Source organism: Arthrobacter sp. K410C (assembly GCF_059090105.1).
On the sequence record NZ_JBNHFJ010000019.1, the window covers coordinates 1 to 23,491 of the forward strand.

The 23,491-nt window shown below is 65.9% G+C and carries 23 protein-coding genes and 1 pseudogene; 8 read left to right on the forward strand and 16 right to left on the reverse strand.

Annotation, left to right across the window (positions count from 1 at the left end; genetic code table 11):
• The 3 genes and pseudogenes from AC5RU7_RS18465 to AC5RU7_RS18475 form a co-directional block, all read left to right on the forward strand.
• Positions 1–200, forward strand: a pseudogene (locus AC5RU7_RS18465) (lipoyl synthase); the annotation flags it as partial.
• Positions 201–298: 98 nt separating this feature from the next.
• Positions 299–1,051: a DUF4191 domain-containing protein gene (locus AC5RU7_RS18470; protein WP_494011925.1), complete on the forward strand. Its 753-nt coding sequence runs from the start codon at positions 299–301 to the stop codon at positions 1,049–1,051.
• A gap of 102 nt (positions 1,052–1,153) precedes the next feature.
• Entirely contained in the window at positions 1,154–1,510 is a 357-nt protein-coding gene (locus tag AC5RU7_RS18475; protein ID WP_494011926.1) for a DUF3817 domain-containing protein, read from the forward strand.
• 33 nt (positions 1,511–1,543) lie between these two features.
• Here AC5RU7_RS18475 and AC5RU7_RS18480 read toward each other — a convergent pair whose 3' ends face one another.
• Complete coding sequence (locus tag AC5RU7_RS18480) at positions 1,544–1,981, reverse strand: RDD family protein (RefSeq protein ID WP_494011927.1); 438 nt, start codon at positions 1,979–1,981, stop codon at positions 1,544–1,546.
• Between the two features lie 301 nt (positions 1,982–2,282).
• On the opposite strand from AC5RU7_RS18480, the gene glnA (AC5RU7_RS18485) reads away from it, so the two are divergent.
• Positions 2,283–3,707, forward strand: a complete 1,425-nt coding sequence (glnA, locus tag AC5RU7_RS18485) for a type I glutamate--ammonia ligase (protein WP_494011928.1) — start codon at positions 2,283–2,285, stop codon at positions 3,705–3,707.
• Between the two features lie 280 nt (positions 3,708–3,987).
• On the opposite strand, the gene AC5RU7_RS18490 is transcribed toward glnA (AC5RU7_RS18485), so the two are convergent.
• The 5 genes from AC5RU7_RS18490 to glnA (AC5RU7_RS18510) form a co-directional block, all read right to left on the reverse strand.
• Positions 3,988–4,116 (reverse strand): hypothetical protein, encoded by a 129-nt coding sequence (locus tag AC5RU7_RS18490; protein WP_494011929.1) that lies wholly within the window; start codon positions 4,114–4,116, stop codon positions 3,988–3,990.
• 232 nt (positions 4,117–4,348) lie between these two features.
• Positions 4,349–4,885: a GNAT family N-acetyltransferase gene (locus AC5RU7_RS18495; protein ID WP_494053498.1), complete on the reverse strand. Its 537-nt coding sequence runs from the start codon at positions 4,883–4,885 to the stop codon at positions 4,349–4,351.
• Positions 4,882–5,322, reverse strand: coding sequence for a VOC family protein (locus AC5RU7_RS18500; protein WP_494011930.1), 441 nt, complete (start codon positions 5,320–5,322; stop codon positions 4,882–4,884). The genes AC5RU7_RS18495 and AC5RU7_RS18500 overlap by 4 nt, the downstream gene beginning before the upstream one ends.
• 51 nt (positions 5,323–5,373) lie before the next feature.
• Positions 5,374–8,385, reverse strand: a complete 3,012-nt coding sequence (locus tag AC5RU7_RS18505; protein ID WP_494053465.1) for a bifunctional [glutamine synthetase] adenylyltransferase/[glutamine synthetase]-adenylyl-L-tyrosine phosphorylase — start codon at positions 8,383–8,385, stop codon at positions 5,374–5,376.
• Positions 8,386–8,394: 9 nt separating this feature from the next.
• Positions 8,395–9,735: a type I glutamate--ammonia ligase gene (gene glnA, locus AC5RU7_RS18510; protein ID WP_494011932.1), complete on the reverse strand. Its 1,341-nt coding sequence runs from the start codon at positions 9,733–9,735 to the stop codon at positions 8,395–8,397.
• A gap of 282 nt (positions 9,736–10,017) precedes the next feature.
• Between glnA (AC5RU7_RS18510) and panB the strand changes: the two genes are divergently transcribed.
• On the forward strand, positions 10,018–10,914 hold the full coding sequence (gene panB, locus AC5RU7_RS18515) for a 3-methyl-2-oxobutanoate hydroxymethyltransferase (RefSeq protein ID WP_494053466.1): 897 nt from the start codon (positions 10,018–10,020) through the stop codon (positions 10,912–10,914).
• Between the two features lie 51 nt (positions 10,915–10,965).
• Here the strand turns inward: panB and AC5RU7_RS18520 are convergent, their stop codons facing one another.
• Complete coding sequence (locus AC5RU7_RS18520; protein ID WP_494011934.1) at positions 10,966–11,130, reverse strand: SPOR domain-containing protein; 165 nt, start codon at positions 11,128–11,130, stop codon at positions 10,966–10,968.
• A 121-nt stretch (positions 11,131–11,251) separates the two neighbouring features.
• On the opposite strand from AC5RU7_RS18520, the gene map reads away from it, so the two are divergent.
• Together map and ppgK are read left to right on the forward strand one after the other, a co-directional pair.
• A complete protein-coding gene (gene map, locus AC5RU7_RS18525) occupies positions 11,252–12,130 on the forward strand; it encodes a type I methionyl aminopeptidase (protein ID WP_494011935.1) in 879 nt (292 codons plus the stop codon).
• A 132-nt stretch (positions 12,131–12,262) separates the two neighbouring features.
• Positions 12,263–13,066 carry a polyphosphate--glucose phosphotransferase gene (gene ppgK, locus AC5RU7_RS18530; RefSeq protein WP_494011936.1) on the forward strand — a complete coding sequence of 268 codons (804 nt, stop codon included), beginning with the start codon at positions 12,263–12,265 and terminating at the stop codon, positions 13,064–13,066.
• Between the two features lie 115 nt (positions 13,067–13,181).
• Here the strand turns inward: ppgK and nrdR are convergent, their stop codons facing one another.
• The 3 genes from nrdR to AC5RU7_RS18545 form a co-directional block, all read right to left on the reverse strand.
• On the reverse strand, positions 13,182–13,688 hold the full coding sequence (gene nrdR, locus AC5RU7_RS18535; protein ID WP_494011937.1) for a transcriptional regulator NrdR: 507 nt from the start codon (positions 13,686–13,688) through the stop codon (positions 13,182–13,184).
• 131 nt (positions 13,689–13,819) lie between these two features.
• Positions 13,820–15,190 (reverse strand): histidinol dehydrogenase, encoded by a 1,371-nt coding sequence (hisD, locus tag AC5RU7_RS18540; RefSeq protein ID WP_494053467.1) that lies wholly within the window; start codon positions 15,188–15,190, stop codon positions 13,820–13,822.
• 60 nt (positions 15,191–15,250) lie between these two features.
• Positions 15,251–15,787, reverse strand: coding sequence for a hypothetical protein (locus AC5RU7_RS18545; protein WP_494053468.1), 537 nt, complete (start codon positions 15,785–15,787; stop codon positions 15,251–15,253).
• Positions 15,788–15,912: 125 nt separating this feature from the next.
• On the opposite strand from AC5RU7_RS18545, the gene AC5RU7_RS18550 reads away from it, so the two are divergent.
• On the forward strand, positions 15,913–16,413 hold the full coding sequence (locus tag AC5RU7_RS18550; protein WP_494053469.1) for a flavin reductase family protein: 501 nt from the start codon (positions 15,913–15,915) through the stop codon (positions 16,411–16,413).
• A 63-nt stretch (positions 16,414–16,476) separates the two neighbouring features.
• Here the strand turns inward: AC5RU7_RS18550 and dnaE are convergent, their stop codons facing one another.
• The 6 genes from dnaE to AC5RU7_RS18580 all read right to left on the reverse strand — a co-directional run bounded on the left by dnaE (position 16,477) and on the right by AC5RU7_RS18580 (position 23,458).
• Entirely contained in the window at positions 16,477–20,034 is a 3,558-nt protein-coding gene (gene dnaE, locus AC5RU7_RS18555) for a DNA polymerase III subunit alpha (RefSeq protein ID WP_494053470.1), read from the reverse strand.
• A 36-nt stretch (positions 20,035–20,070) separates the two neighbouring features.
• Positions 20,071–20,997 (reverse strand): RluA family pseudouridine synthase, encoded by a 927-nt coding sequence (locus tag AC5RU7_RS18560; RefSeq protein WP_494053471.1) that lies wholly within the window; start codon positions 20,995–20,997, stop codon positions 20,071–20,073.
• The gene (gene lspA, locus AC5RU7_RS18565) at positions 20,990–21,562 is read right to left on the reverse strand and encodes a signal peptidase II (protein WP_494053472.1); all 573 of its coding nucleotides are present in this window, start codon (positions 21,560–21,562) and stop codon (positions 20,990–20,992) included. The genes AC5RU7_RS18560 and lspA overlap by 8 nt, the downstream gene beginning before the upstream one ends.
• A gap of 91 nt (positions 21,563–21,653) precedes the next feature.
• Entirely contained in the window at positions 21,654–22,346 is a 693-nt protein-coding gene (locus AC5RU7_RS18570) for a DivIVA domain-containing protein (protein WP_494053473.1), read from the reverse strand.
• Between the two features lie 172 nt (positions 22,347–22,518).
• Positions 22,519–22,806 carry a YggT family protein gene (locus tag AC5RU7_RS18575; RefSeq protein ID WP_009359117.1) on the reverse strand — a complete coding sequence of 96 codons (288 nt, stop codon included), beginning with the start codon at positions 22,804–22,806 and terminating at the stop codon, positions 22,519–22,521.
• 121 nt (positions 22,807–22,927) lie between these two features.
• Positions 22,928–23,458 (reverse strand): cell division protein SepF, encoded by a 531-nt coding sequence (locus AC5RU7_RS18580; RefSeq protein WP_494053474.1) that lies wholly within the window; start codon positions 23,456–23,458, stop codon positions 22,928–22,930.
• Between the last annotated feature and the right edge of the window lie 33 nt (positions 23,459–23,491).

A 23,491-nucleotide genomic window follows, 5' to 3' on the forward strand; every position in this document is an offset into this window, starting at 1 on the left:
AAGCCGAAGAAATCGGCTTCCTCGGCGTCATGTCCGGGCCCCTGGTCCGCTCCTCCTACCGCGCCGGCCGGCTCTGGGCCACCGCCATGCGCAAAAAAGGCCGCGACATCCCCGCCGAACTCGCCCACATCGCCGACGGCATCCAGGACTCCGGCACCACCCGCCAGGAAGCCGCCAGCGTGCTGGCAGCCCGCTCCTAGGAAGCAGCAACTTCATAGTCCAGTGCGTGCCGCAGGGGCCGGACGCCGATGATTCGGCGTCCGGCCCCTGGGCTTAAGTCACGTAGAATTGAGGCACTATGGCGAAATCCCCTGATTCCAGCAACTCCACTCCGGCGGGCTCCAGCGCAGTGAAGCGCGGCCTCTTCTCGCGCAAGCCGAAAGAAGCCAAAGCCAAGAAGCCCAGCAGGCTCAAGCAGATCCGCGAAGTCTTCACCATGACCCGCCGGCACGATCCCATGGTGCCGTGGCTGATGCTGCTGGTGTTCCTGGGTGTGGTGGCCGTGAGCTTCCTGGTGGGTTTCTGGCTGGAAAACTGGATTACGGGCCTGATAATCGGCATCCCGCTTGGTTTGCTGGGCGCAACCCTGATCCTCTCGCGCCGTGCGGAGCGCGCCGCCTTCGCCCAGATCGAGAACCAGCCTGGCGCCTCCGGTGCCGCGCTCGGAACCCTCCGCCGCGGCTGGATTACGGAAGAACAGCCCGTTGCTGTTAACCCGCGCACCCAGGATGCCGTGTTCCGCGCCATCGGCCGCCCCGGCGTCGTACTGGTCAGCGAAGGCCCCAGCCACCGCGTGAAGCCGCTGCTGGATGCCGAGCGGAAGCGCCTGGCGCGGATCCTGCCCAACGTTACCGTGCACGTGATCGAGAGCGGCCGCGGCGAGGGCCAGGTGCCGCTCAGCCAGGTTGCCAAGAAGATGGGCAAGCTGAAGAAGGAACTGACCAAGGTCGAAGTCAATGCTGTTTCCAAGCGCATCGCGTCGCTGGGCAACAGGCTCCCCATCCCGAAGGGCATCGACCCCTACAAGGCGCGTCCCAACCGCGGACGCTAGGCCTGGGAACGCCCCGGTTACCGGTTCCGACCGGCCGCCGGGGCATTTTTTCTTGCAGCTGCCAACCTCTTTCCACTGCCCCATCAAGGACAGGACGTTCCCATGCCACTAAAGAACCTGGTCATCCGCGCATTCCGGATCCTCGCCGTCGCCGAAGCCATCAGCTGGGCTGCCCTGCTGATCGGCATGTATTTCAAGTGGATTGCAGGCACCACCGAGATTGGTGTCCAGGTAGCCGGGCCGATCCACGGTGCACTGTTCGTGGGCTACGGTGCTGCGGCGCTTGCCCTGTGGAGGCTGCAGCGCTGGCCGTTCAGGGTGGCTCTTTTTGCGGGTGTTTCCGCAGTCTTTCCGTTCGCCACCATCCTGTTCGAGCGGTGGGCAGGTAAGCGGGGGTACCTCAGGGGTGTGCCTGCGGAGACAAGCCCCGCGGCGACGAGGGAATCCGCACGCCTCTAGGGGCGCGTCAGGGCCGGCCGTGCGCGGAGGCCCTTACCGGCGGATGAGCAGGGTGTTCATGGCTTTGTCGTGCAGTCCGCGCTGGTCGGGATCGAAGATGACGGCGGGGATCACCAGGCAAAGCAGTACGGCCCGCACAAGGGCAGCCAGCGGGCCCGGGACTCCGCCGCCCGGCTTCACCACGGCAATGCCCATGGCGCGGTGCCCGATGCTGTATCCGAGGGTGCCCACCAGGAGGGTTTGCTCGACGGCGAACACCGCCAGGGTGGCCCAGGAGTTTCCATCAAAGGCGAAGTTGCTGATCAGGAGCGCGATGCCCCAGTCGATCATGATCGCCAGGATGCGCCGGCCGGCCCGTGCGATGGACCCGGGCCCGGATTCGGGAAGTCCCAGCCGCTCCCCCGGGTACTTCGAGATGCCGGAGGTGTCCGGTCCACTGAGCCAGGAACCAATGTCTTTGCGATCTACCACTGTCCAAGTTTACCGGCCTCTTTCCCGCGCACTGCCCGGATGCCGGATAGCGTTGGAACATGATGCGTACTGCCGATAGCGTTGCCCTAACGGGGCATTCTGTAACTTGCCCGAAACAATGTGGACATGGACGGGAAATGCCGCGTCCATAGGCTGTTAGCAGTTTCAAGCAATTCCCCGGCAGGGACAAGCACACAGCACGGACAACGCAGCAGGGATAACTGCAGGTTCTCCCTGCTTTCGGATTGCGCTGGATCAGATGGCTTGCACGCCAGATATTACATATGCGTTAGGAGCATAGATGTTTAAGACTGCGGACGAAGTCCTCCAGTTCATCAGGGACGAAGATATTAAGTTCGTCGATATCCGCTTCACCGATCTTCCGGGCGTGCAGCAGCACTTCAACGTCCCCGCCAAGAGCGTTGACGCCGACTTCTTCATCAACGGCCAACTCTTTGACGGCTCCTCCATCCGCGGCTTCCAGGGCATCGCGGAGTCCGACATGCAGCTGATCCCGGACGTGACCACCGCGTTCCTGGACACCTTCCGCATGGAAAAGACGCTCGCGCTGAACTTCTCCATCGTCAACCCCCGCACCGGTGACCCCTACCACCGCGACCCCCGCGGCGTTGCAGAGAAGGCTGAGGCCTACCTCGCGTCCACCGGCATCGCCGACACCGCATTCTTCGCTCCCGAAGCCGAGTTCTTCGTGTTCGACAACGTCCAGTACCAGTCCTCCCCGCAGGGCAGCTTCTACAAGATCGACTCCGAGGAAGCACACTGGAACACCGGCCGCGAGGAAGAGGGCGGCAACCTCGGCTACAAGACCCCCGTCAAGGGCGGTTACTTCCCGGTCTCCCCCACCGACAAGCAGGCTGACCTGCGCGACGCCATGTGCGTGGCCCTGGACGAAGCAGGCCTCGAGGTCGAGCGCAGCCACCACGAGGTCGGCTCCGCCGGCCAGGCTGAGATCAACTACAAGTTCACCACCCTGACCCACGCTGCCGATGACCTGCAGAAGTTCAAGTACGTCATCAAGAACACCGCAGATGCCTGGGGCAAGTCCGTGACCTTCATGCCGAAGCCCGTCTTCGGTGACAACGGCTCCGGCATGCACTGCCACCAGTCGCTGTGGAACGGTGGCCAGCCCCTGTTCTACGACGAGAAGGGCTACGCCGGCCTGTCCGACACCGCCCGCTGGTACATCGGCGGCCTGCTGAAGCACGCCTCCGCCGTCCTGGCCTTCACCAACCCGACGGTGAACTCCTACCGCCGCCTGGTCAAGGGCTTCGAGGCTCCGGTCAACATGGTCTACTCGCAGGGCAACCGCTCCGCCGGTATCCGCATCCCCATTACGGGCAGCAACCCGAAGGCCAAGCGCATCGAATTCCGCGCACCGGACCCCTCTTCCAACCCGTACCTGGCCTTCGCTGCCCAGCTGATGGCCGGCATTGACGGCATCCGCAACCGCATCGAACCGCCCGCGCCGATCGACAAGGACCTCTACGAGCTCCCCGCCGAGGAAGCCAAGGACATCCCCAAGGCACCGGGCACGCTCGAGGAGGCCCTCGAGGCCCTCCGCGAGGACAACGAATTCCTGCAGGCCGGTGGCGTGTTCACCCAGGACCTGATCGACACCTGGATCGAGTACAAGTACGAGAACGAGATCCGCCCGCTGTCCCTGCGCCCGAACCCCTACGAGTTCGAGCTCTACTACGGCGTCTAGCCGGATCATGCGGGTGGCGCGGCGATAGTCCGCAGACCGTCCGCACATTCCAGAACGAGTTCAGGCGGCTACATGTTTTCCGAAACGTGTAGCCGCCTTTCGTGTATCCGTTCGCACCCCGGCTGAACCTCGATTTGCGAGACTACGCTACTGCCCAGTAACTTTGTGTTCGGTTACTTCGCAATCCCCCAATGTTGGAGTAGCCCGAGAGGTCCCGCGATTCCCCCAAGTCGCGGGGCCTTTCGCTGTTCAGGAAGGTTCTTGGCTTATCCCGGCCGGACTAGGTGCCGTTGCGTTCCGCGTCGGTCGGCACCTCATGATCATCTGCGTCCGGGTCGTGGACCTTGCGTGGGATCTTGCCTTCAACATCAGCGGGCACGGGAGGGTCCTTCTCTTCATCGGTAGACATGGGCCAAGCATAAGCCGCGCCCAAAAAGGTTGGCGCCTGCGCGATGACGCCGGGTGCGCTGCCCGAAGGTGGGAGCCCGGCCCCTGACGTGCTGAGACCGGGAGCCGGACCCCCTGACGAATGCCCCCCGAGACGAAGACTGATCCAGCCTTCCCCCCAACAAGGTTGAAGAACACCGCCAATCCACATACTCGGCCAATCCGTCATGGAGTGCAATGCCGCCCTGCCGCCGTTACCTCATTCCCGCATCCGTGAAGCGTCGGAACATGGTGCGTTGCGGGCCGGACGGGCCGCCGTTGTAGCGGCCGTGGTCAGTGAATCCGGCAAACCGGTAGGCGGCAAGTCCGGCGGGGTTGGCTTCGTTGACGGACAGCACGACGCCGGACTCCCCGGTGCGGTGCCGCGCAGTCAGCCGGGCGGCAGCCCCCACGGCAGCAACGGCTGCGTGGCGGCCGATCCCGCGACCCTGCAGCCGCCGGTCCACCAGGAAGCCCCGCAGGAGCCATGCGCTGTCATCGTCCGGCCAGCCAGCCAGGCGTGCCGCCCCACGCTGCAAAGTGAGTACTCCCGCAGCCCGCCCGTCCGACTCAATGACGTAGGGGCGCCGCGATTCCTCGGCCAGGGCGGCCAGGGCCATCCGCAGGGGATCTCCCACGAAGCGTTCCTGGCCCGGGCTGAGCTCCAGCTGCGCTACCTCGTTGAGCTGGATGGCCTGGGCGTCGGCATCGAGGTCCCGCAGCGGGATGAGCCAGACGCCTTCGCCGTTCAGGACTGGACGGTGCCGGAGGTGCTGCCGGCAGCAGGGTCGGCCATTCCGGCAGGATCCATCCAAAAGACCTCCCAAAGGTGCCCGTCGGGATCCTGGAAGCTGTGGTTGTACATAAAGCCCAGGTCCCGGGGATCCTCCGACAACGTGCCGCCAGCAGCAAGGGCGGCACTTACCGCCTGATCAACGGCCTCCCGGCTGTCCACGCTGTAGGACATGATGGCTTCCGCCGCCCCCGCAGTGCCGGCGACGTCCTTGGAGGTAAAGGTCCGGAAGTAGTCCTCCACCAGTAGCATCACGCAGGCATTGTCGTTGACGATCATGCACGTGGCATTCTCGTCCGTGTAGTCCGGGTTGAAGGAAAAGCCAAGGGCGGAGAAGAAATCGACGGAGCGCTGGAGGTCTTTGACGGGCAGGTTCAGGAAGAGTTGGGTTGCCATGGGCCAAAGGTAGCACCGGGCCCGGACAAAGGGACAGCAGCCGGAAAACGGCTATTGCCCGTAGAACACGCGTTCGAACACGGCCCGGGCGCGGCGGCTGACGCGCAGGTAGTCCTCTTCCAGCGCGGCCGCATGGCCCGGTTCGTAGCCGCACCACCGCGCCACGGCCTCAAGGTCGCGGCGCGACGACGGCAGGAGGTCGGATGCCTTGCCGCTCCAGATGACATTTGCGGACCTGATCCGGCTGGCCAGCCGCCATGCCTGAGCCAGGAGGTCCGCGTCCTCACGGCCGAGGAGTTCCAGCCGGGCAGCGGCTTCCAGCGCTTCCACCGTGGAGGTGGTGCGCAGCTCGGGGTGCTTGCCCGCGTGCTGCAGCTGCAGCAGCTGGACCAGCCATTCGACGTCGCTGAGGCCGCCGCGGCCGAGTTTGAGGTGGCGGGCGGGATCGGCCCCGCGGGGAAGGCGTTCGGATTCCACCCGTGCCTTGATCCTGCGGATCTCCCGGACGTCCTGGTCGGACACCTCGTCGGGGTAACGGATGGGGTCGATCAGCGCCAAGAAGTCCGCTGCCAGGTCGTCGTCGCCCGCCATGGGACGTGCCCGCAGGAGTGCCTGGGCCTCCCAGATGAGCGACCAGCGGCGGTAGTACTCGGCGAACGAGTCCAGGGACCGCACCATGGCCCCGCTCTTCCCCTCCGGGCGGAGGTCGGCGTCCATCTGGAGCACCCGCTCAGCCATGATGGCCGGCTTCACGGGCTGGGTCAGCAGGCTTGAGACTTTGGTGACGATGCGGGCAGCCTGTTCCTGTGCCTCCGCCTCCGCGTAGCCCGGGAGCGCCCGGTGCACGTACATCACGTCGGCGTCCGAACCGTACCCGATCTCGCGGCCGCCCTGGCGGCCCATCGCCACGACCAGCACGGCCGTCTTCAAGGGCCCGCCGGCGGAGACGATGCCCTCGGCCACGCGGAGGGCGCCCAGGACTGCCGCCCTGTCAGTGTCGGCCAGCGCGGTGCCCACCTGGTCCTGATCCAGCAGCCCGGCGGAATCGGCGACGGCGATCCGCAGGATCTCCCGCCGCCGGATGAGCCTGATGAGGCGCATGGCACTTTCGGGATCGGAGTGCCGCGACATTTTGGAGGTGATTTCCTGCCATTGCGCCTCGAACGGCACCGGCACCAGGTCCTTGTCCTGGCCGAGCCAGGCAACCGACTCAGGCGAAACTTCCAGCAGGTCCGCGATCAGCCGTGAGTTCGAGAGCATGTGGCAGAGGCGCTCGGCAGCGGCATTGGAGTCCCGAAGCATGCCGAGGTACCAGTGCGTGGTGCCCAGGGCCTCGCTGACCCGCCGGAAGGCGAGCAGGCCGGCGTCGGGGTCCACTCCTTCCGCGAGCCAGTCGAGGAGGATTGGAAGCAGCTGCTTCTGCAGTGCCGCCCGCCGGCTGACTCCAGCCGTCAAAGCCTCGATATGCCGCATGGCGCCCTGCGGGTCCCGATAGCCGAGGGCAGCAAGCCGGCCCTGGGCAGCTTCCGGGGTGAGCCTGGCATCTTCGCTGCTGAGCCTGGCGGCGGTATTCAGCAGGGGCCGGTAGAAGATCCGCTCATGCAGTTCCCGCACGGAGCGCTTGGTCTTCTGCCAGGCGGCCAGCAGCGCGTCGGGATGCGGCCGCTCATTCGAGAACGGGCCCAGGACGGCTTTGGCCAGCGCCCGAAGCGCTGGCTCGGCAACGGGCATGAGGTGGGTCCGGCGCAGCTGGAACAGCTGGATCCGGTGCTCCAGCAGCCTCAGGTACCGGTAGGCGTTGTCGAAGGCGGCGGCGTCGGACCTGCCGATGTAGCCACCCGCGGACAGGGCCGCAATCGCGGAGGTGGTGTCCCGGCGTCGCAGGGTCTCATCCGCCTTGCCGTGGACAAGCTGCAGCAGCTGGACGGTGAACTCGACGTCCCGCAGTCCGCCGCGGCCCAATTTGATCTGCCGCTGTTCCTCCGCCGCCGGAATGTGCTCGGTGACCCGGCGCCGCATGGCCTGGACAGATTCCACGAAGCCGTCCCTGCCCGCCGAACTCCAGATCAGCGGCTCCACGGCGTCCTCGTACCGCCGCCCCAGTTCGGCATCCCCGGCGATGGTCCGGGCCTTCAGTAGCGCTTGGAACTCCCAGCTCTCCGCCCAGCGCGCGTAGTAGGTCTCATGAGAGGCCAGCGTGCGCACCAGGGGTCCCGACTTGCCCTCGGGCCGCAGGTTGGCGTCCACCTCCCAAAGGCCGGGTTCCCGCGCCACCGAGGAGATGGCCCGGGAGATGCCGCTGGCCAGCGCCGTGCCGATGGTGTTGGCCCGGGCGTCCTCCAGCCCTCCGCTATCCACCACGTAAATGACATCGACGTCGGAGATGTAGTTCAGCTCGCGCGCCCCGCATTTGCCCATGCCGATCACGGCCAGCCCGACCTCCGCCACATCAGGGGCGCCGTACTGTTCGGCGGCCTCGGCCCGGGAAACTGCCAGTGCGGCCTCGATGGCGGCACCGGCAAGGTCTGCAAGTTCCCCTCCCACCGAGGGCAGGAAGTCGAGGGGGTCTGCCGCGCACAGGTCCTTGACGGCAAGGTCCACCACTCCCCTGCGGTAGGCGGTGCGCAGGGCTGCGTAGGCATCCGGCCCGGTTGCTGCGGCAACTGGCCGCACTGCCCGCGGGTCTGCCCCTACGGACTGCAGCAGGGTTGCGCGCAGCTTCTCCGGGTCTCCCGGCAACGGTTCGGGACTGGCCCGGACATTGAAGGCTTCGAGATGCTCGGGATGCCGGATGAGGAACTCGCCCAGCGCCTCGGATGCGCCCAGCACCCGGTACAGCGGCTCGCTGGTGTCTGGCTCGGCACCAGCCAGTTCCCGGAGGTCCGGATGCTTTTCGATCAGCCGGACCAGGGACTGCAGGGCGGTGTCCGGGCTGGCCGCCATTTGCAGTCCGGCGAACAGCGTGTCCTGGTCCAGGCCTTCGAGTTCCCGGGCGGCCAGGAACCGTTCGCCTTTGTCCAGGTCGCTGAAACCAGCCGCGATCAGGCGGCGTGCCAGGCTCACGCCCGCCGCCTAGAGGATGCCGAGGTTGCGCTGCAGTTCGTAGGGCGTGACCTGCAGCCGGTAGTCCTGCCACTCCGCGCGCTTGTTGCGCAGGAAGTGCTCGAACACCTGCTCGCCCAGGATCTGCGGCATCAGCTCGGAATCCTCCATCGAGCGGATAGCGTCGTGCAGGCTGGCCGGCAGGGGGTCGTGACCCATGGCGCGGCGTTCTGCCGAGCTCAGCGACCAGACGTCGTCTTCGGCGGCCGCCGGAAGGTCGTAGCCTTCCTCAATGCCCTTCAACCCGGCACCGAGCAGCACCGCGTATGCCAGGTAAGGGTTCGCGGCCGAGTCGATGCCGCGGTACTCGATCCGGGCGGACTGGCCCTTGCCCGGCTTGTACAGCGGAACGCGGACCAGGGCCGAGCGGTTATTGTGGCCCCAGCTCAGGTAGCTGGGAGCCTCGCCGCCGCCCCAGAGGCGCTTGTAGGAGTTCACGAACTGGTTGGTCACGGCGGTGAATTCCGGAGCGTGCTTGAGGATGCCGGCGATGAACTGGCGGGCGGTCTTGGACAGCTGGAATTCCGCGCCGGCCTCGTAGAACGCGTTGGTGTCCCCTTCGAACAGGGAGAAGTGCGTATGCATGCCGGAGCCCGGGTGGGTCGTGAACGGCTTCGGCATGAAGGTAGCGTAGGTGCCCTGCTGCAGGGCCACTTCCTTGATGACCGTGCGGAAGGTCATGATGTTGTCCGCGGTCTGCAGCGCATCCGCGTAGCGGAGGTCGATCTCGTTCTGTCCGGGTCCGCCTTCGTGGTGGCTGAACTCCACGGAGATGCCGACTGATTCCAGCATGGTCACCGCGGTGCGGCGGAAGTCCTGGGCAACGCCGCCCGGGACGTGGTCGAAGTAGCCGCCCTCGTCAACCGGCACCGGCGCTCCGTCCGGGCCGAGCTCCTGCGACTTGAGCAGGTAGAACTCGATTTCCGGGTGGGTGTAGCAGGTGAAGCCCATGTCGGCGGCCTTGGCGAGCGTCCGCTTCAGGACGTTGCGCGGATCAGCCGCGGAGGGTTCGCCGTCAGGGGTAAGGATGTCGCAGAACATGCGCGATGTCTGCTCCGTCTCGCCGCGCCAGGGCAGGATCTGGAACGTTGACGGGTCAGGCTGTGCCAGCATGTCCGATTCGAAGACACGGGCAAGGCCCTCGATGGCCGAGCCGTCGAAGCCCAGCCCTTCCTCGAAGGCGCCTTCGACCTCGGCCGGCGCCAGGGCAACAGACTTGAGCGAACCTACGACGTCGGTGAACCACAGGCGCACGAAACGTACGTCGCGCTCTTCGATTGTGCGCAGGACAAACTCTTGCTGGCGGTCCATGATGGCCTCTTCTCCGGTCAACGTCCATGCTCCGGGGTCCGCGGTGATTGGGGGAAGCCGGCAGCAGTTCACAAACACTGTACTAAGCATTCGGCGCCAATGCTGGCGTCTGCGCCGCGCGTAACACAGCGTTAACACCCGCGGCATCCCGGAGAGGGCCGCCGTCGGGCTCTGCGTAGTCCGGGCAACATATGTGGGCGCCCAGCGCATATGACCCTTATCACCCCGCACGCGGCCCAGGCCATGTAGCTAGGACGGCAGGTACCGCACTACGCTCATGCCATGGCCTCAAGCAACAGCTCGAACTCCAGCGCGTCCGCCGAAGTCCCCGCACCCTACGGCAACGCGCCTGCGCAGGCACCGGCACCCGGCCCGGCAGCCAAGCCGGGCAAGGTACGCATCCACCACCTGCAGCAGGCCAAGCGCGACGGCACCAAATTCGCCATGCTGACCGCTTACGAGCAGTACACGGCCGAAATCTTCGACGCCGCCGGCATCGAGGTCCTCCTGGTGGGCGACTCGGCGTCCAACAACGTGTTCGGCAACGAGACCAGCCTTCCCGTCACGGTGGACGAACTGCTTCCGCTGTGCCGCGCCGTCGCCAGGTCCGCCAAGCGGGCACTGGTGGTGGCAGACCTGCCGTTCGGCAGCTACGAGGTTTCCGCGGAGCAGGCCGTGGCCGCCGGGGTCCGGTTCCTGAAGGAAGGCCTGGCGCACGCCGTCAAGATCGAGGGCGGCCAGTACTACGCCTCCACCGTCCGGGCCATGGTGCAGGCAGGCATCCCCGTCATGGCCCACATCGGCTTCACTCCGCAGAGCGAGCACGCCCTGGGCGGGTACCGGGTACAGGGCCGGGGCGACGACGCCCAGCGCCTGATCGACGACGCGGTGGCCCTTGCCGATGCCGGCGCATTCTGCGTGCTCATGGAGATGGTGCCGGCCCAGACGGCGGCTGCCGTGGATGCAGCGGTCAGCGTCCCCACCGTGGGCATCGGCGCAGGCAAGGAAACCACCGGCCAGGTCCTCGTCTGGCAGGACATGGCCGGCCTGCGGGGCGGCCGGATGGCCAAGTTCGTCAAGCAGTACGCCGACCTGCGCAGTACGCTCCTCGATGCCGCTACGGCCTATGGCGACGACGTGCGGTCCGGGCAGTTCCCTGGCCCGGAGCACTCTTTCTGACAGCGACTGCTCCCGCAGGACGCGCCGCGGGCCAGGCAATACCGCTTGCCGTCAGTCGTCGTCGTCTTTTTCCCACGCCTCGTTGCGGGCCCGGACCTTCTCAAGGGCGTGCTCGGCATCTTCGCGTGTCTGGTAGGGCCCGATCAGCTGGCTCCAGTCTGAGAGTCGGTCCTCTTCCACCTCGTGGGTCCTGATGTTGTACCAGTACTCAGTCATCGTTGCTCCCGTTCCGGCAGGCAGGGAAGCTGCGGCGTGACCCGCGTAACACAAATGCATACGCGCGCCCTGCACGGCTCCCGGTTGTTAGGCGTTCTGTGGTGCCTTATATGATCAATCTATGCCTTCCCTTGCCTCCACTGCACCCATCGGCACCCTCACCCCCGGTACCGTAGGCCCGCAGCGTTCCGTCCCGGCGTCCATCCCCCGCCCGGAGTATGTCGGCAGGCCCGCCCCCGCCAAATTCACGGGGTCCGAGGTGAAGTCAGCCGAAACGATCGAGAAGATCCGCATCGCCGGAAAAATCGCCGCGCAGGCCATCGTTGAAGTGGGAAAACACATCCAGCCCGGCGTGACCACGGACCAGCTGGACAAGGTGGGCCACGAGTTCCTCCTGGACCACAATGCCTACCCCTCCACCCTCGGCTACCGGGGATTTCCGAAGTCGCTGTGCTCCTCGCTGAATGAGGTCATCTGCCACGGCATTCCGGACAGCACAGTGGTCCAGGACGGCGATATCCTCAACATCGACATCACGGCCTACATCAACGGCGTCCACGGCGACACCAACTACACCTTCCTGGTGGGCGATGTGGACGAGGAATCCCGCCTGCTGGTGGAACGCACACAGGAGTCGCTGAACCGGGCCATCAAGGCCGTAGCCCCCGGCCGTGAGATCAACGTCATCGGCAGGGCCATCCAGTCCTACGCCAAGCGGTTCGGCTATGGGGTGGTCCGCGATTTCACCGGCCACGGCGTAGGGGAAGCATTCCACACCGGACTGATCATCCCGCATTACGACGCAGCCCCGGCCTACAGCACCGTCATCGAGGCCGGCATGGTGTTCACCATCGAGCCGATGCTCACGCTGGGCACCGTGGAGTGGGACATGTGGGCGGACGACTGGACCGTGGTCACCAAGGATCGCAAGCGCACCGCCCAGTTCGAGCACACGCTGCTGGTGACCGAATCCGGTGCCGAGATCCTCACCCTGCCCTGAGTGCCGCACGCATGCCTGGCGTGCTCACACCCCTGATGAACTGAACCACCGGCCCCTGGCCGGATATCCTTTCCGGGGCCGGCCACCGGCCGCCCTTTTCCTGCCCGCACCTGCCACGAACGGAAACCCACTTTGGCCAAGAAGGACGAGAAGTCGCACAAGAACGCCCCGCTGATCGGCATCGACATCGGAGGCACGGGAATCAAGGGCGGCATTGTCGACCTCAAGAAGGGCAAGCTGGTAGGTGATCGGTTCCGGGTTCCCACCCCCCAGCCCGCCACTCCCGAGTCCGTGACGGAAGCCGTGGCCCTGGTGGTGGCTGAACTTTCGGCCCGCCCCGAGGCGCCCGCCGCCGGTTCCCCGGTCGGCGTCACCTTCCCGGGCATCATCCAGCACGGGGTGGTGCACTCAGCGGCCAACGTCGACAAGAGCTGGCTGGAGACAGACATCGACGCCATGCTCACCGCACGGCTCAACCGGCCCGTCGAGGTCATTAACGACGCCGACGCGGCAGGCCTCGCAGAGGCCCGTTACGGTGCCGGCGCGGGCGTCGGCGGTACCGTCCTGGTGATCACCCTCGGTACGGGCATCGGCTCAGCCTTCATCTTCGACGGCAAGCTCGTCCCCAATGCCGAACTGGGCCACCTGGAAATCGACGGCTTCGACGCCGAAACGAAAGCATCCGCGGTGGCACGTGAACGGGACGGCCTGACCTGGGACGAGTACAGCGTGCTGCTGCAGCGCTACTTCTCCCACGTGGAGTTCCTGTTCTCCCCCGAACTGTTCATCGTTGGCGGCGGCATCTCCAAGCGCGCGGACGAGTACCTGCCCAAGCTGAAACTGCGCACCCCCATTGTTCCCGCAGTCCTGCGGAACGAGGCAGGCATCGTGGGCGCCGCCATCGAGATCGCACTGAAGCACAAGCTGGCAAAGTAGTCCGGGAACGGACGACGCTTAAAGACAGGACGCCCCCTTCCGGTACCGGAAGGGGGCGTCCTGTCTTATGTGCCGGTGGCGGCTGCGGCTTCCCCTCCGCTGCGGCCACCGGAGATTAGAGGGGGCTTTTCTCCGTGCCCTTGGCGTTTTTCGCCGGCGCGCCCTTGGCATCCTGCTCCGCCTCGTGGCGCAGCAGGGAGATGGCCGTTTCGAAATCCTCGAGGGATTCGAAGGCCTGGTAGACGCTGGCGAACCGGAGGTAGGCCACCTTGTCCAGCTTCTGCAGCGGCCCCAGGATAATCAGGCCGACCTCGTGTGCGTCGATTTCCGCGGCGCCGGACGCGCGGATCTGCTCCTCCACTTCCTGGGCAAGCAGCGCGAGGTCATCCTCACTGACGGGCCGGCCCTGGCAGGCCTTGCGCACGCCGTTGATCACCTTGCTGCGGCTGAAGGGCTCGCCCACGCCGGAGCGCTTGATGACGGAGAGGCTGGTGGTTTCCACCGTGGTGAACCGGCGGCCGCACTCGGGGCACTGCCGGCGCCGCCGGATGGCCGAGCCGTCATCCGCCATGCGGCTGTCCACCACGCGGGAGTCAGGGTTGCGGCAGAACGGACAGTACATGGTGTCCCTCCCTCGCATTGTCCCGCTGCCGGGATATCCCAAATGAGCGCGCGGAAGATCCGCGCTGTAGCGCCTTCCAGTTTACGGGCATATGTAGCGTAATAACAAGCCTGTAATTACCAGATGTAGTGCTAGTCCTCCGGAAACCGCGCGGTGACGGCGTCGCCGTGAGCCGGAAGATCCTCCGCGCGGGAGAGATTCACGATGTGGCCGCTGACTTCCTTGAGCGCCTCACGGCTGTAGTTGACCACCTGGATGGCGCGCAGGAACGTGGTCACGTTGAGCCCGGACGAGAAGGCGGCCGTGCCGCTGGTGGGAAGCACGTGGTTGGAGCCCGCGCAGTAGTCTCCCAGGCTGACCGGGCTGTAGTCCCCCACGAAGATGGCGCCGGCGTTCCGGATCCGGGCGGCGACAGCAGACGCGTCGCGGGTCATGATCTCCAGGTGTTCCGCGGCGTAGGCGTCGCAGGCGGCAATACCCTGGTCGAGGCCGTCCACCAGGACGACGCCTGACTGCGGCCCCGAGAGCGCCTCGCGCACCCGGTCCGAGTGCTTGGTGGCGGCAGCCTGCCGGTCGAGTTCAGCCCGGACTGCGGAGGCAAGGTCCTCCGAATCGGTGATGAGCACTGAGGCTGCCTGGGGGTCGTGTTCGGCCTGGCTGATCAGGTCCGCGGCGACGAGCGCGGGCTGGGCCGAGGCATCAGCCAGGATGGCGATCTCCGTGGTGCCGGCCTCGGAGTCGATACCGACCACGCCCTTGACCAGGCGCTTGGCGGTGGCCACGAAGATGTTGCCCGGACCCGTCACCACATCCACGGGCTCGAGGGCAGGACCGGCAGGCGTTTCCGCCACGCCGTAGGCGAAGGCGGCGATGGCCTGCGCCCCGCCGATCGCGTACACCTCGGTGATGCCGAGCAGCGCTGCCGCAGCAAGGATGGTGGGGTGGGGCAGGCCGCCGAATTCCTTCTGCGGGGGTGAAGCGAGGGCAATGGACTCCACCCCGGCGGCAAGAGCCGGAACCACGTTCATGATCACCGAGGACGGGTACACGGCGAGGCCGCCAGGCACATACAGCCCCACCCGCGCCACCGGCACCCAGTTCTGGCTGACCACGGCGCCGTCCCCCAGTTCCACGTCAACGTTGCGCGGGCGCTGCCCGTCCGCGAACCTGCGTGCCCGGCTGATGGATTCCTCAAGGGCCGCACGCACCGCCGGGTCCAGCTGTTCCAGTGCGCCCGCGAGGACGTCTTGCGGAACCAGGGGGTGCTCCTGGGTCACGCCATCGAAGCGGAGCGCCAACTCGCCGAGGGCCGCGAAGCCGCCGCGCCGGACGGCAGCAATGATGTCCAGGACTTTTTCTTCGGCGTCGGCAACAGTCTGGCCCTTGGCCCGCGGCACCGCTGCGCGCAGGCCAGCGAGGGTGAGGCTTTGTCCCCGCACATCAATGGTGCGAAAGTTCACGGCGGCAGTCGCGGGGGCGGGAAACTCCGAAGAAATGGTCACCGCACCATTTTACGGGCCGGAGCGGGTGCCCCTGCCAACGGCCCGCTGCTGTGGCTGCCGTCATGGTGCGGTACGGCCCGGGGCGGGACCGGCCGCGTCGGCGCCGCTGCCTGGCTTCTTTCCCAGCAAATCCTGCAGTTCCAGCACGAAGACGGAGATCGCCGCAGCCGCCGGCCACAGCAGCAGCACCGGCAGAGCCCGGAGCGAGAAGGCGATGCTCGCGTTGGCGGATGCATCCACCGCCGGTCCCCAAAGGCTGGCGGACAGCACGCCTGCCTGCCATGCCAGGACGCTGCCCGCAATGGCGCCGCCGAGCCCCAGCAGCAGTGCCGCCTGCGGGTTGGCGCGTTTTTTGTCCGCCAGGAAGACGCCCAGCATGTAGCCGGCAACAACCAGGATGGCGGCAAGGGTCAGGTCGCGCGGCAGCCAGACTGCCGGGTTGGTCCCCGCTGCGAGGCCGGGATCCCTGGTGATCAGGTTCAGGCCGCCGGGCGCGAGCACCCACCAAAGGATGCCTGCCGGGACACCCGCCGCCGCCGGAACCGCCAGCAGGGCCCACGGCAGCCGCGAGGAAGCACGGCGGAAAGGTTTGACCATGCAACAAACCTTAACAAACGTTCCGGCGGCGCAACGCGCAGACCCGCACCGCCAGGCGATTCCCCCGTGGAGCCTGCTGACAATACGCTTGGAGGGAAGCACCCATCCACTGTCAGGAGTTTCCGGTGGCCGACAACAGCGCGCCCTTCGAGCAGACGTTCCGGGAGATGTTCCGGCGCCATGCCGCGGGGGTTGCCATCATCACGGTGAACTACCAGGACGAGCCCTACGGGTTCACTGCAACGTCGGTGGCGTCGCTGTCAGCCAAACCGCCGCGGTTCACATTCAACATGGCCCGCAGCTCCAGGTCCTGGCCGGCCGTGGCCAACACGCAGTACCTGGGCGTCCACATGCTGGGGCTGGAGAACCAGGAACTGGCCGCTCGCTTTGCCCGCCCGGGCAACCGCTTCGAAGGCAACCACTGGGAGATCGGGCCGCACGGCGTGCCCATCCTGAAGGACGTTGCCGGCTGGCTCGTCGGCGAGGTACAGATGCGGCTCTCCTTCGAGAACAACGCAGTGGTGGTGGTCCAGGTGATTGACGGCCAGGTGGGCGGCGAAGGGTCGCCCCTGCTGTACCACGGCGGCGCCTACGGGCAGCCCATGCCCCTGGACTACGAGATCTGACGCTTCCCGCCGCGAACCGCGGACGACGGCGGAACGTGCAGCCCGTCGTCGTCCGCGGCTTTGTCAGGCGTCCAGGCAGGCCGGACCGAGCAGCACTTTGAGGTCGCCGAACAGGGACGGGCTGGGGTTCACCCGGAGGTGCACGGGCAGGGCCATGACCTCCGTGCGGGTATCGCCCTGCAGGTGCAGGCGGACCTCGGAGTTGCCCCGGTGGGTGCGCAGCACGTCGCCCAGCTCAGTGACTACGGCCTCCGTGGCCTTGTGCGTGGGCATGGTGATCACCAGGGGACCGTTCATGCCCTCGCTCAGGTCCGGGACGGAAAGCTCCATGCAGTTCAGCGTCACCGCGCCGTCGTCCCGCTTCTGCAGGCGGCCCTTGACCACCACGATCAGGTCCTCGGCCAGCACCGACGCGATGGGACCGTAGACCTGGCCGAAGAACATCACTTCCATGGAACCGCCCAGGTCCTCAACCTCCGCCCGGGCGTAGGCGTTGCCGCTGGCCTTGGCAATCCGGCGGCTCAGGGACGTGATCATTCCGGCGATGGTGATGATGGCGCCGTCCTGCGGCCCGTCCTCCCCCAGCACCGACGTGATGCTCATCTCCGCGTGCTGGCTGAGGAGGCCTTCCAGGCCCTGCAGCGGGTGGTCCGAAACGTACAGGCCCAGCATGTCCCGTTCGAAGGACAGCTTGTCCTTCTTCTCCCACTCCGGCAGGTCCGGGATCTCAATGCTGAGGGACGACTCCGACTCCGCCTCCCCGATCCCGGCAAAGAGGTCGAACTGGCCGATTGCCTCGTTCCGCTTCAGGGTGATGACCGAGTCGATGGCCTCTTCGTGGACCATGGCCAGGGCGCGGCGGGTGTGCCCCAGAGAATCGAAGGCGCCTGACTTGATCAGCGATTCGATGGTGCGCTTGTTGCAGACCACCGCCGGAACCTTCATCAGGTAATCCTTGAAGGACGTGTAGGCGCCCTCGCTTTCGCGGGCCGCCACCATGGCCTCCACCGCGTTGACGCCGACGTTCCGGATGGCCCCCATCCCGAAGCGGATGTCGTTGCCCACCGGGGTGAAGTTCAGGGCGGATTCGTTGACGTCCGGCGGAAGCACGGTGATGCCCATGCGCCGGCATTCGTTGAGGTAGATGGCCGACTTGTCCTTGTCGTCACCCACGGAGGTCAGCAGGGCGGCCATGTACTCCGGCGCATAGTGCGCCTTGAGGTACGCGGTCCAGTAGGAGATCACGCCGTAAGCGGCCGAGTGGGCCTTGTTGAAGGCGTAGTCGGAGAACGGCAGCAGGATGTCCCACAGGGTCTTGACGGCCTCCATGGAGTAGCCGTTGTCCTGCATGCCCTGGGAGAAGCCGGCGAACTGCTTGTCCAGTTCGGACTTTTTCTTCTTGCCCATGGCGCGGCGCAGGATGTCTGCCTGGCCCAGCGAGTACCCCGCCAGCTTCTGCGCTACGGCCATGACCTGCTCCTGGTACACGATCAGGCCGAACGTCCCGCCGAGGATCTCCCTGAGCGGCTCCTCCAGTTCAGGGTGGATGGGGACCACTTCCTGGACGCCGTTCTTGCGGAGCGCGTAGTCCGTGTGGGCGTTGGCGCCCATGGGGCCGGGCCGGTACAGGGCCAGCACGGCGGAGATGTCCTCGAAGTTGTCAGGCTTCATGAGCTTGAGCAGGGACCGCATGGGGCCGCCGTCGAGCTGGAACACGCCCAGGGTGTCGCCGCGGGCCAGCAGCTCGTAGGAGGCAGCGTCGTCCAGCTCGAGGTTTTCGAGGTCCAGGTCGATGCCGCGGTTCATCTTGATGTTCTCGAGGGCGTCGGAAATGATCGTCAGGTTCCGCAGGCCCAGGAAGTCCATCTTGATCAGGCCCAGTCCCTCCGACGTGGGGTAGTCGAACTGGGTGATCACCTGCCCGTCCTGGAACCGGCGCATGATCGGGATGACGTCGATGATCGGATCCGAGGACATGATCACGCCGGCCGCGTGGACGCCCCACTGGCGCTTCAGCCCTTCGATGCCGAGCGCGGTTTCGAACACCTTGGCGGCCTCGGGATCCGTGGCGATCAGCTGGCGGAAGTCCCCTGCCTCGCTGTAGCGCTTCGCTTCCGGGTTCTGGATGTCGGCGAGCGGAATGTCCTTCGCCATGACGGCGGGCGGCAGCGCCTTGGTGAGCTGTTCGCCCATGCTGAAGGGGTAGCCGAGGACGCGGGAGGAGTCCTTGAGCGCCTGCTTGGTCTTGATGGTGCCGTAGGTGACGATCATCGCTACGCGCTCGTCGCCATATTTGCGCGTGACGTAGTCGATGACCTCGGGCCGCCGCCGGTCATCGAAGTCGACGTCGAAGTCGGGCATGGAGACACGGTCGGGGTTGAGGAAGCGTTCGAAGATCAGGCCGTGCCGCAGGGGGTCGAGGTCGGTGATGCGCATCGCGTAGGCAACCATGGAGCCGGCGCCGGAACCACGGCCAGGACCCACCCGGATGCCGTTGTTCTTGGCCCAGTTGATGAAGTCCGCCACCACCAGGAAGTAGCCCGGGAAGCCCATGGAGGTGATGACGCCCAGCTCGTAGTCGGCCTGCTTGCGGACCTCGTCCGGCACGCCTTTCGGGTAACGGTACTGCAGGCCCTTGTCCACTTCCTTGACCAGCCAGGAGGTCTCGTCCTCGCCGGGCGGGCAGGGGAACCGGGGCATGTAGTTGGCGTCCGTGTTGAAGGACACCTCGCAGCGCTCGGCAATCAGGAGGGTGTTGTCGCACGCTTCGGGGTGGTCGCGGAAGAGTTCGCGCATCTCCTGCGGGGACTTCAGGTAGTAGCCGCTGCCGGAGAAGGCGAAGCGCGAACCCCCGTTGTCGTAGGTGGGCTCCAGCAGGGTGGAACCCGACTGGATGGCCAGCAGCGCCTCGTGGGCCTTGGCGTCGTGTTCATGGGTGTAGTGGAGGTCGTTGGTGGCCACCAGGGGCAGGTTGAGTTCCTTGGCAAGCCGAAGCAGGTCGCCGGTGACGCGGCGTTCGATGTCCAGGCCGTGGTCCATCAGTTCGCAGAAGTAGTTTTCCGCGCCGAAGATGTCCCGGAACTCGGCGGCCGCCTCCAGCGCTTCGCGGTATTGGCCCAGCCGGAGCCTGGTCTGCACTTCCCCGGACGGGCAGCCGGTAGTGGCGATGAGACCCTCGGAGTAGGTGTTGAGGAGCTCGCGGTCCAGGCGCGGCCATTTGCCGAAGACAGAGTCAAGCGAGGCGATGGACGAGGCCCGGAAGAGGTTCCGCATGCCCACGTTGTTGTAGCTCAGCAGGGTCATGTGGGTGTAGGAGCCACCGCCGGAGACGTCGTCCTTGCGCTGCGACTCGTCCCCCCAGCGGACACGCTCCTTGTCCGTGCGCGCGGTGCCGGGAGTCACATAGGCTTCGACGCCGATGATCGGTTTGATGCCCTTGGCCTGGGCCTTCTGCCAGAAGTCGAAGGCGCCGAACAGGTACCCGTGGTCCGTGGTGGCCAGCGCGGGCATGCCCAGGCGTTCGGTTTCATCGAACAGCTCTCCCAGGCGGGCTGCTCCATCCAGCATGGAATATTCGGTGTGGGTGTGCAGGTGGACAAACGAATCATTGCTGGAAGTCACCGCACTATTCTAAGCGTTGGCCCCCGGCCGCCCGTGTCAGGCCCGCCCGGACCCCAGGACCTCAAGGGCATACACCAGGTCTTGCGGGTAGTCGCTGGTGACCCGGATCCGCTCCCCCGTGGCCGGGTGGTCGAACGCAAGTTCGCGTGCGTGCAGCCACTGGCGGGTCAGGCCCAGGGTGGCGGCGAGGCGGGGATCGGCGCCGTACGTCAGGTCCCCGGCGCAGGGGTGCCGGAGCGCGGAAAAGTGCACGCGGATCTGGTGGGTCCGGCCCGTCTCAAGGTGGACTTCCACCAGGCTGGCCTTGCCGAACGCCTCGATCACCTCATAGTGCGTGACGGACTCCCGGCCGTCCTCGATCACGGCGAACCGCCAGTCGTGGCCGGGGTGCCGGCCGATGGGTGCATCGATGGTGCCGGTCAGGGGGTCGGGCAGGCCCTGCACCACGGCGTGGTACACCTTGTCCACGGTCCGCTCCTTGAAGGCGCGCTTCAAGGCCGTGTAGGCCCGTTCGGTCTTTGCCACCACCATGACGCCGGATGTTCCGACGTCGAGCCGGTGCACGATGCCGGCCCTTTCAGGCGAGCCGGAGGTGGAGATACGGTATCCGGCGCCTGCGAGGCCGCCCACTACAGTGGGTCCCACCCAGCCCGGCGACGGGTGCGCGGCAACGCCCACGGGTTTATCGACGACGACGAAATCGTCGTCGTCCAGCAGGATCTTCAGGCCTTCCACAACTTCCTCCACGACTTCGAGCGGGTCCCGCCGTTCCGGCATGCTGACGTCCAGGACGTCCCCCGCAGCCAGTTTTGCCGATTTGCCCAGGGCCTTGCCCCGGCTCACCACGTGGCCCTCCGCTATCAGGGTCGCCGCCATGGAGCGGGAGACGCCCAGGATTCCGGCCAGCCCGGCGTCGGCCCGGGAGCCGGCGAATTCCTCGGCAACGACATACCGCTCAGGCATCGCCGGACTTTTCCTTGCGCTCCGGGGCAAGCCGGGTGCCGTCCAGTGCGACCCCGCGCAGGGTCAGGATGCAGATGATGGCGACGGCGGATACAACGGCGGAATCGGCGATGTTGAAGATGGCGAAGTTGGGAAGCTGGATGAAGTCGACCACGTGCCCCATGCCGAAGGACGGCTCCCGGAACAGCCGGTCGGTAAGGTTGCCCAGCGCTCCGCCTAGGAGCAGGCCCAGGGCAAGGGCCCACCATTTCGAGCCCAGCTTCCGGATCTGGAGGACGATGGCGATGGCGACAACGGCCATGATGATGGAGAACACCCAGGTGACGTTTTCGCCGATGGAGAACGCGGCGCCCGAGTTGCGGATGAAGTACCAGTGCAGCAGCGGGGGGAAGACCGGGATCCGTTCCCCTTCCACCATGGTGGAGGTAACCCACAGCTTGGTCAGCTGGTCCAGGACATAGGCAAAGACTGCGAACCCGGCGAAGAGGGAGAGCAGCACGGCCCGGCGGGGGCGCGGTGAGGGCGGGACAGGGCGTGCAGCGTCTGCAGCGAGTTCGTCAGTCATGGTGCTTTCATTCGTAAAACAGGTGTCAATGCCGAAAGCCGGCGGCCGAGGAATCCTCAGCCACCGGCTTTCAGAATACGTGCTTGACGGACTAGTTGGCTTCGCTTACTTCCGGCGTGGCCACTGACCCGCGGGCATCGAGGTCGCGGAGCTGGCCTTCGATGTAGGCCTTCAGGCGTGAGCGGTAATCCCGCTCGAAGCCGCGGAGCTGCTCCACCTTGCGTTCCAGGACGGACCGCTGCTGCTCGAGGGCGCCAAGGATCTTGCGGGACTTTTCCTGAGCGTCGTTGACGAGGCTGCTGGCTTCGATCTGCGCCTCGGCGATGATCTTGTCCTTCTGCGCCTGGCCGTCAGCAACGTGGCGGTCGTGCATCTGCTGCGCCATGGCCAGCAGGCCTGCGGCGGATTCGGCGGCCGGCGTGGCGACGGCGGCCTGGCTGGCAGGAGCGGGTGCGGCAGCAACCGGAGCGGGAGCCTGCGCCTCCTTCTTCTTGGCAGCTTCGGCGGCCTTGGCTTCAGCCTCGGCCTTTTCGCGTGCTTCGTCCTTGTCGGACTTGACGGGCGCGGGGACCTTCTCCACTACGGGTGCGGCGGCGGCGCTGGCAGGAACGCTGGAACCGGCTTCGGCGAGCTTCTTGCGGAGCTCGTCGTTCTCCTGGTTCAGGCGGCGGAGCTCCACGACAATCTCGTCCAGGAAGTCGTCAACTTCATCCTGGTCGTAGCCCTCACGGAACTTGGTCGGCTGAAAGCGCTTATTGACAACGTCTTCTGGCGTCAAAGCCATCTGGTCACCTCACTGGTCTGGTTAGTCAGTAGGCCTTCCGGCCGTCGAAACTACGGTACCTAAATTTGGTCTGCTTACTCTAATTCAACACTGCAGTGTCAAACGCGAGTTTCTACGCTTCACAGTAACTGTTCCCGCGGGTCCAGGCTGCGCTGCTGGTCTATTCGGTAAATCAGGCGAGTCCCCGGGTGATTCCCATGGCAATGCTCACGGCAATGAAGAGGATCAGGAAACCCAGGTCCAGCGAGATGCCGCCCAGGCGGAGGGGAGGAATCAGCCGGCGCAGGACCTTCAGGGGCGGATCGGTGATGGTGTACACGGCGTGAGCGGCCACCAGGGCGGCCCCGCGCGGCCGCCACTCCCGGGCAAACATCTGGACCCAGTCGTACACCAACCGGATGATGAGGGCCACAAAAAACAGCAGGAGCGCGAGATAGACAAGTCCGAAAACAATTCCCATGACTTAATTCATATCTCCATGTCCATTGTGGGTACGGCAGTCTGTTGCCGATGCTTCCCGTCTATTTCAGCACAGATGCCAGACAGGTGTCCCTGCCTGGCATCCGGATCCTGCCTGGTGGTCAGCTCTGGTTGAAGAAGCTGGCTGTGTTGTCGCTTGCCTTCTTGTCGTCGCCGATGACTTCGACATACGACGGCGACAGCAGGAATACCTTGTTGGTCACCCGTTCGATGCTCCCCCGCAGCCCGAATACGAGTCCTGCAGAGAAGTCCACCAGGCGCTTCGCGTCCGCTTCGCCCATATCGGTGACGTTCATGATCACCGGAATGCCGTCCCGGAAGCTCTCGCCGATGAGTTTGGCGTCATTGTAGGAGCGCGGGTGGATGGTGGTGATCTGGCGCAGGCCGCCGGTCTCTTCGCGGCTCGAAGCCGCTCGCTTGATGGGGGTCACTGGGGCGCGGTATTCCTCTTCAGGGGTGTAGGACGCTTCGCGGCTGACCTCGCGGACGGGTGCGGGTGCACGGCGCTCCTCGCGGTCAGCTTCCATCGTTTCGTCCTCATCCTTACGTGCGGTCTGTTGCTCGGACTCGTAATGCTCATCGCCGTCGGCGAGCCCAAGATAGATCATTGTCTTGCGCAGAGCGCCGGCCATGGTCGACTCCTATTCGTGTCCCGTACGCGGGTC

Coding starts and splice junctions, on each gene's coding strand:
- AC5RU7_RS18575 (WP_009359117.1), bottom strand. CDS start 22,806: ATGGGAATTGTTTTCGGACTTGTCTATCTCGCGCTCCTGCTGTTTTTT.
- AC5RU7_RS18545 (WP_494053468.1), bottom strand. CDS start 15,787: ATGGTCAAACCTTTCCGCCGTGCTTCCTCGCGGCTGCCGTGGGCCCTG.
- AC5RU7_RS18500 (WP_494011930.1), bottom strand. CDS start 5,322: ATGGCAACCCAACTCTTCCTGAACCTGCCCGTCAAAGACCTCCAGCGC.
- AC5RU7_RS18580 (WP_494053474.1), bottom strand. CDS start 23,458: ATGGCCGGCGCTCTGCGCAAGACAATGATCTATCTTGGGCTCGCCGAC.
- AC5RU7_RS18520 (WP_494011934.1), bottom strand. CDS start 11,130: ATGACTGAGTACTGGTACAACATCAGGACCCACGAGGTGGAAGAGGAC.
- AC5RU7_RS18560 (WP_494053471.1), bottom strand. CDS start 20,997: ATGCCTGAGCGGTATGTCGTTGCCGAGGAATTCGCCGGCTCCCGGGCC.
- glnA (WP_494011932.1), bottom strand. CDS start 9,735: ATGGACCGCCAGCAAGAGTTTGTCCTGCGCACAATCGAAGAGCGCGAC.
- AC5RU7_RS18475 (WP_494011926.1), top strand. CDS start 1,154: ATGCCACTAAAGAACCTGGTCATCCGCGCATTCCGGATCCTCGCCGTC.
- panB (WP_494053466.1), top strand. CDS start 10,018: ATGGCCTCAAGCAACAGCTCGAACTCCAGCGCGTCCGCCGAAGTCCCC.
- map (WP_494011935.1), top strand. CDS start 11,252: ATGCCTTCCCTTGCCTCCACTGCACCCATCGGCACCCTCACCCCCGGT.
- lspA (WP_494053472.1), bottom strand. CDS start 21,562: ATGACTGACGAACTCGCTGCAGACGCTGCACGCCCTGTCCCGCCCTCA.
- AC5RU7_RS18470 (WP_494011925.1), top strand. CDS start 299: ATGGCGAAATCCCCTGATTCCAGCAACTCCACTCCGGCGGGCTCCAGC.
- nrdR (WP_494011937.1), bottom strand. CDS start 13,688: ATGTACTGTCCGTTCTGCCGCAACCCTGACTCCCGCGTGGTGGACAGC.
- AC5RU7_RS18570 (WP_494053473.1), bottom strand. CDS start 22,346: ATGGCTTTGACGCCAGAAGACGTTGTCAATAAGCGCTTTCAGCCGACC.
- AC5RU7_RS18490 (WP_494011929.1), bottom strand. CDS start 4,116: ATGTCTACCGATGAAGAGAAGGACCCTCCCGTGCCCGCTGATGTTGAA.
- glnA (WP_494011928.1), top strand. CDS start 2,283: ATGTTTAAGACTGCGGACGAAGTCCTCCAGTTCATCAGGGACGAAGAT.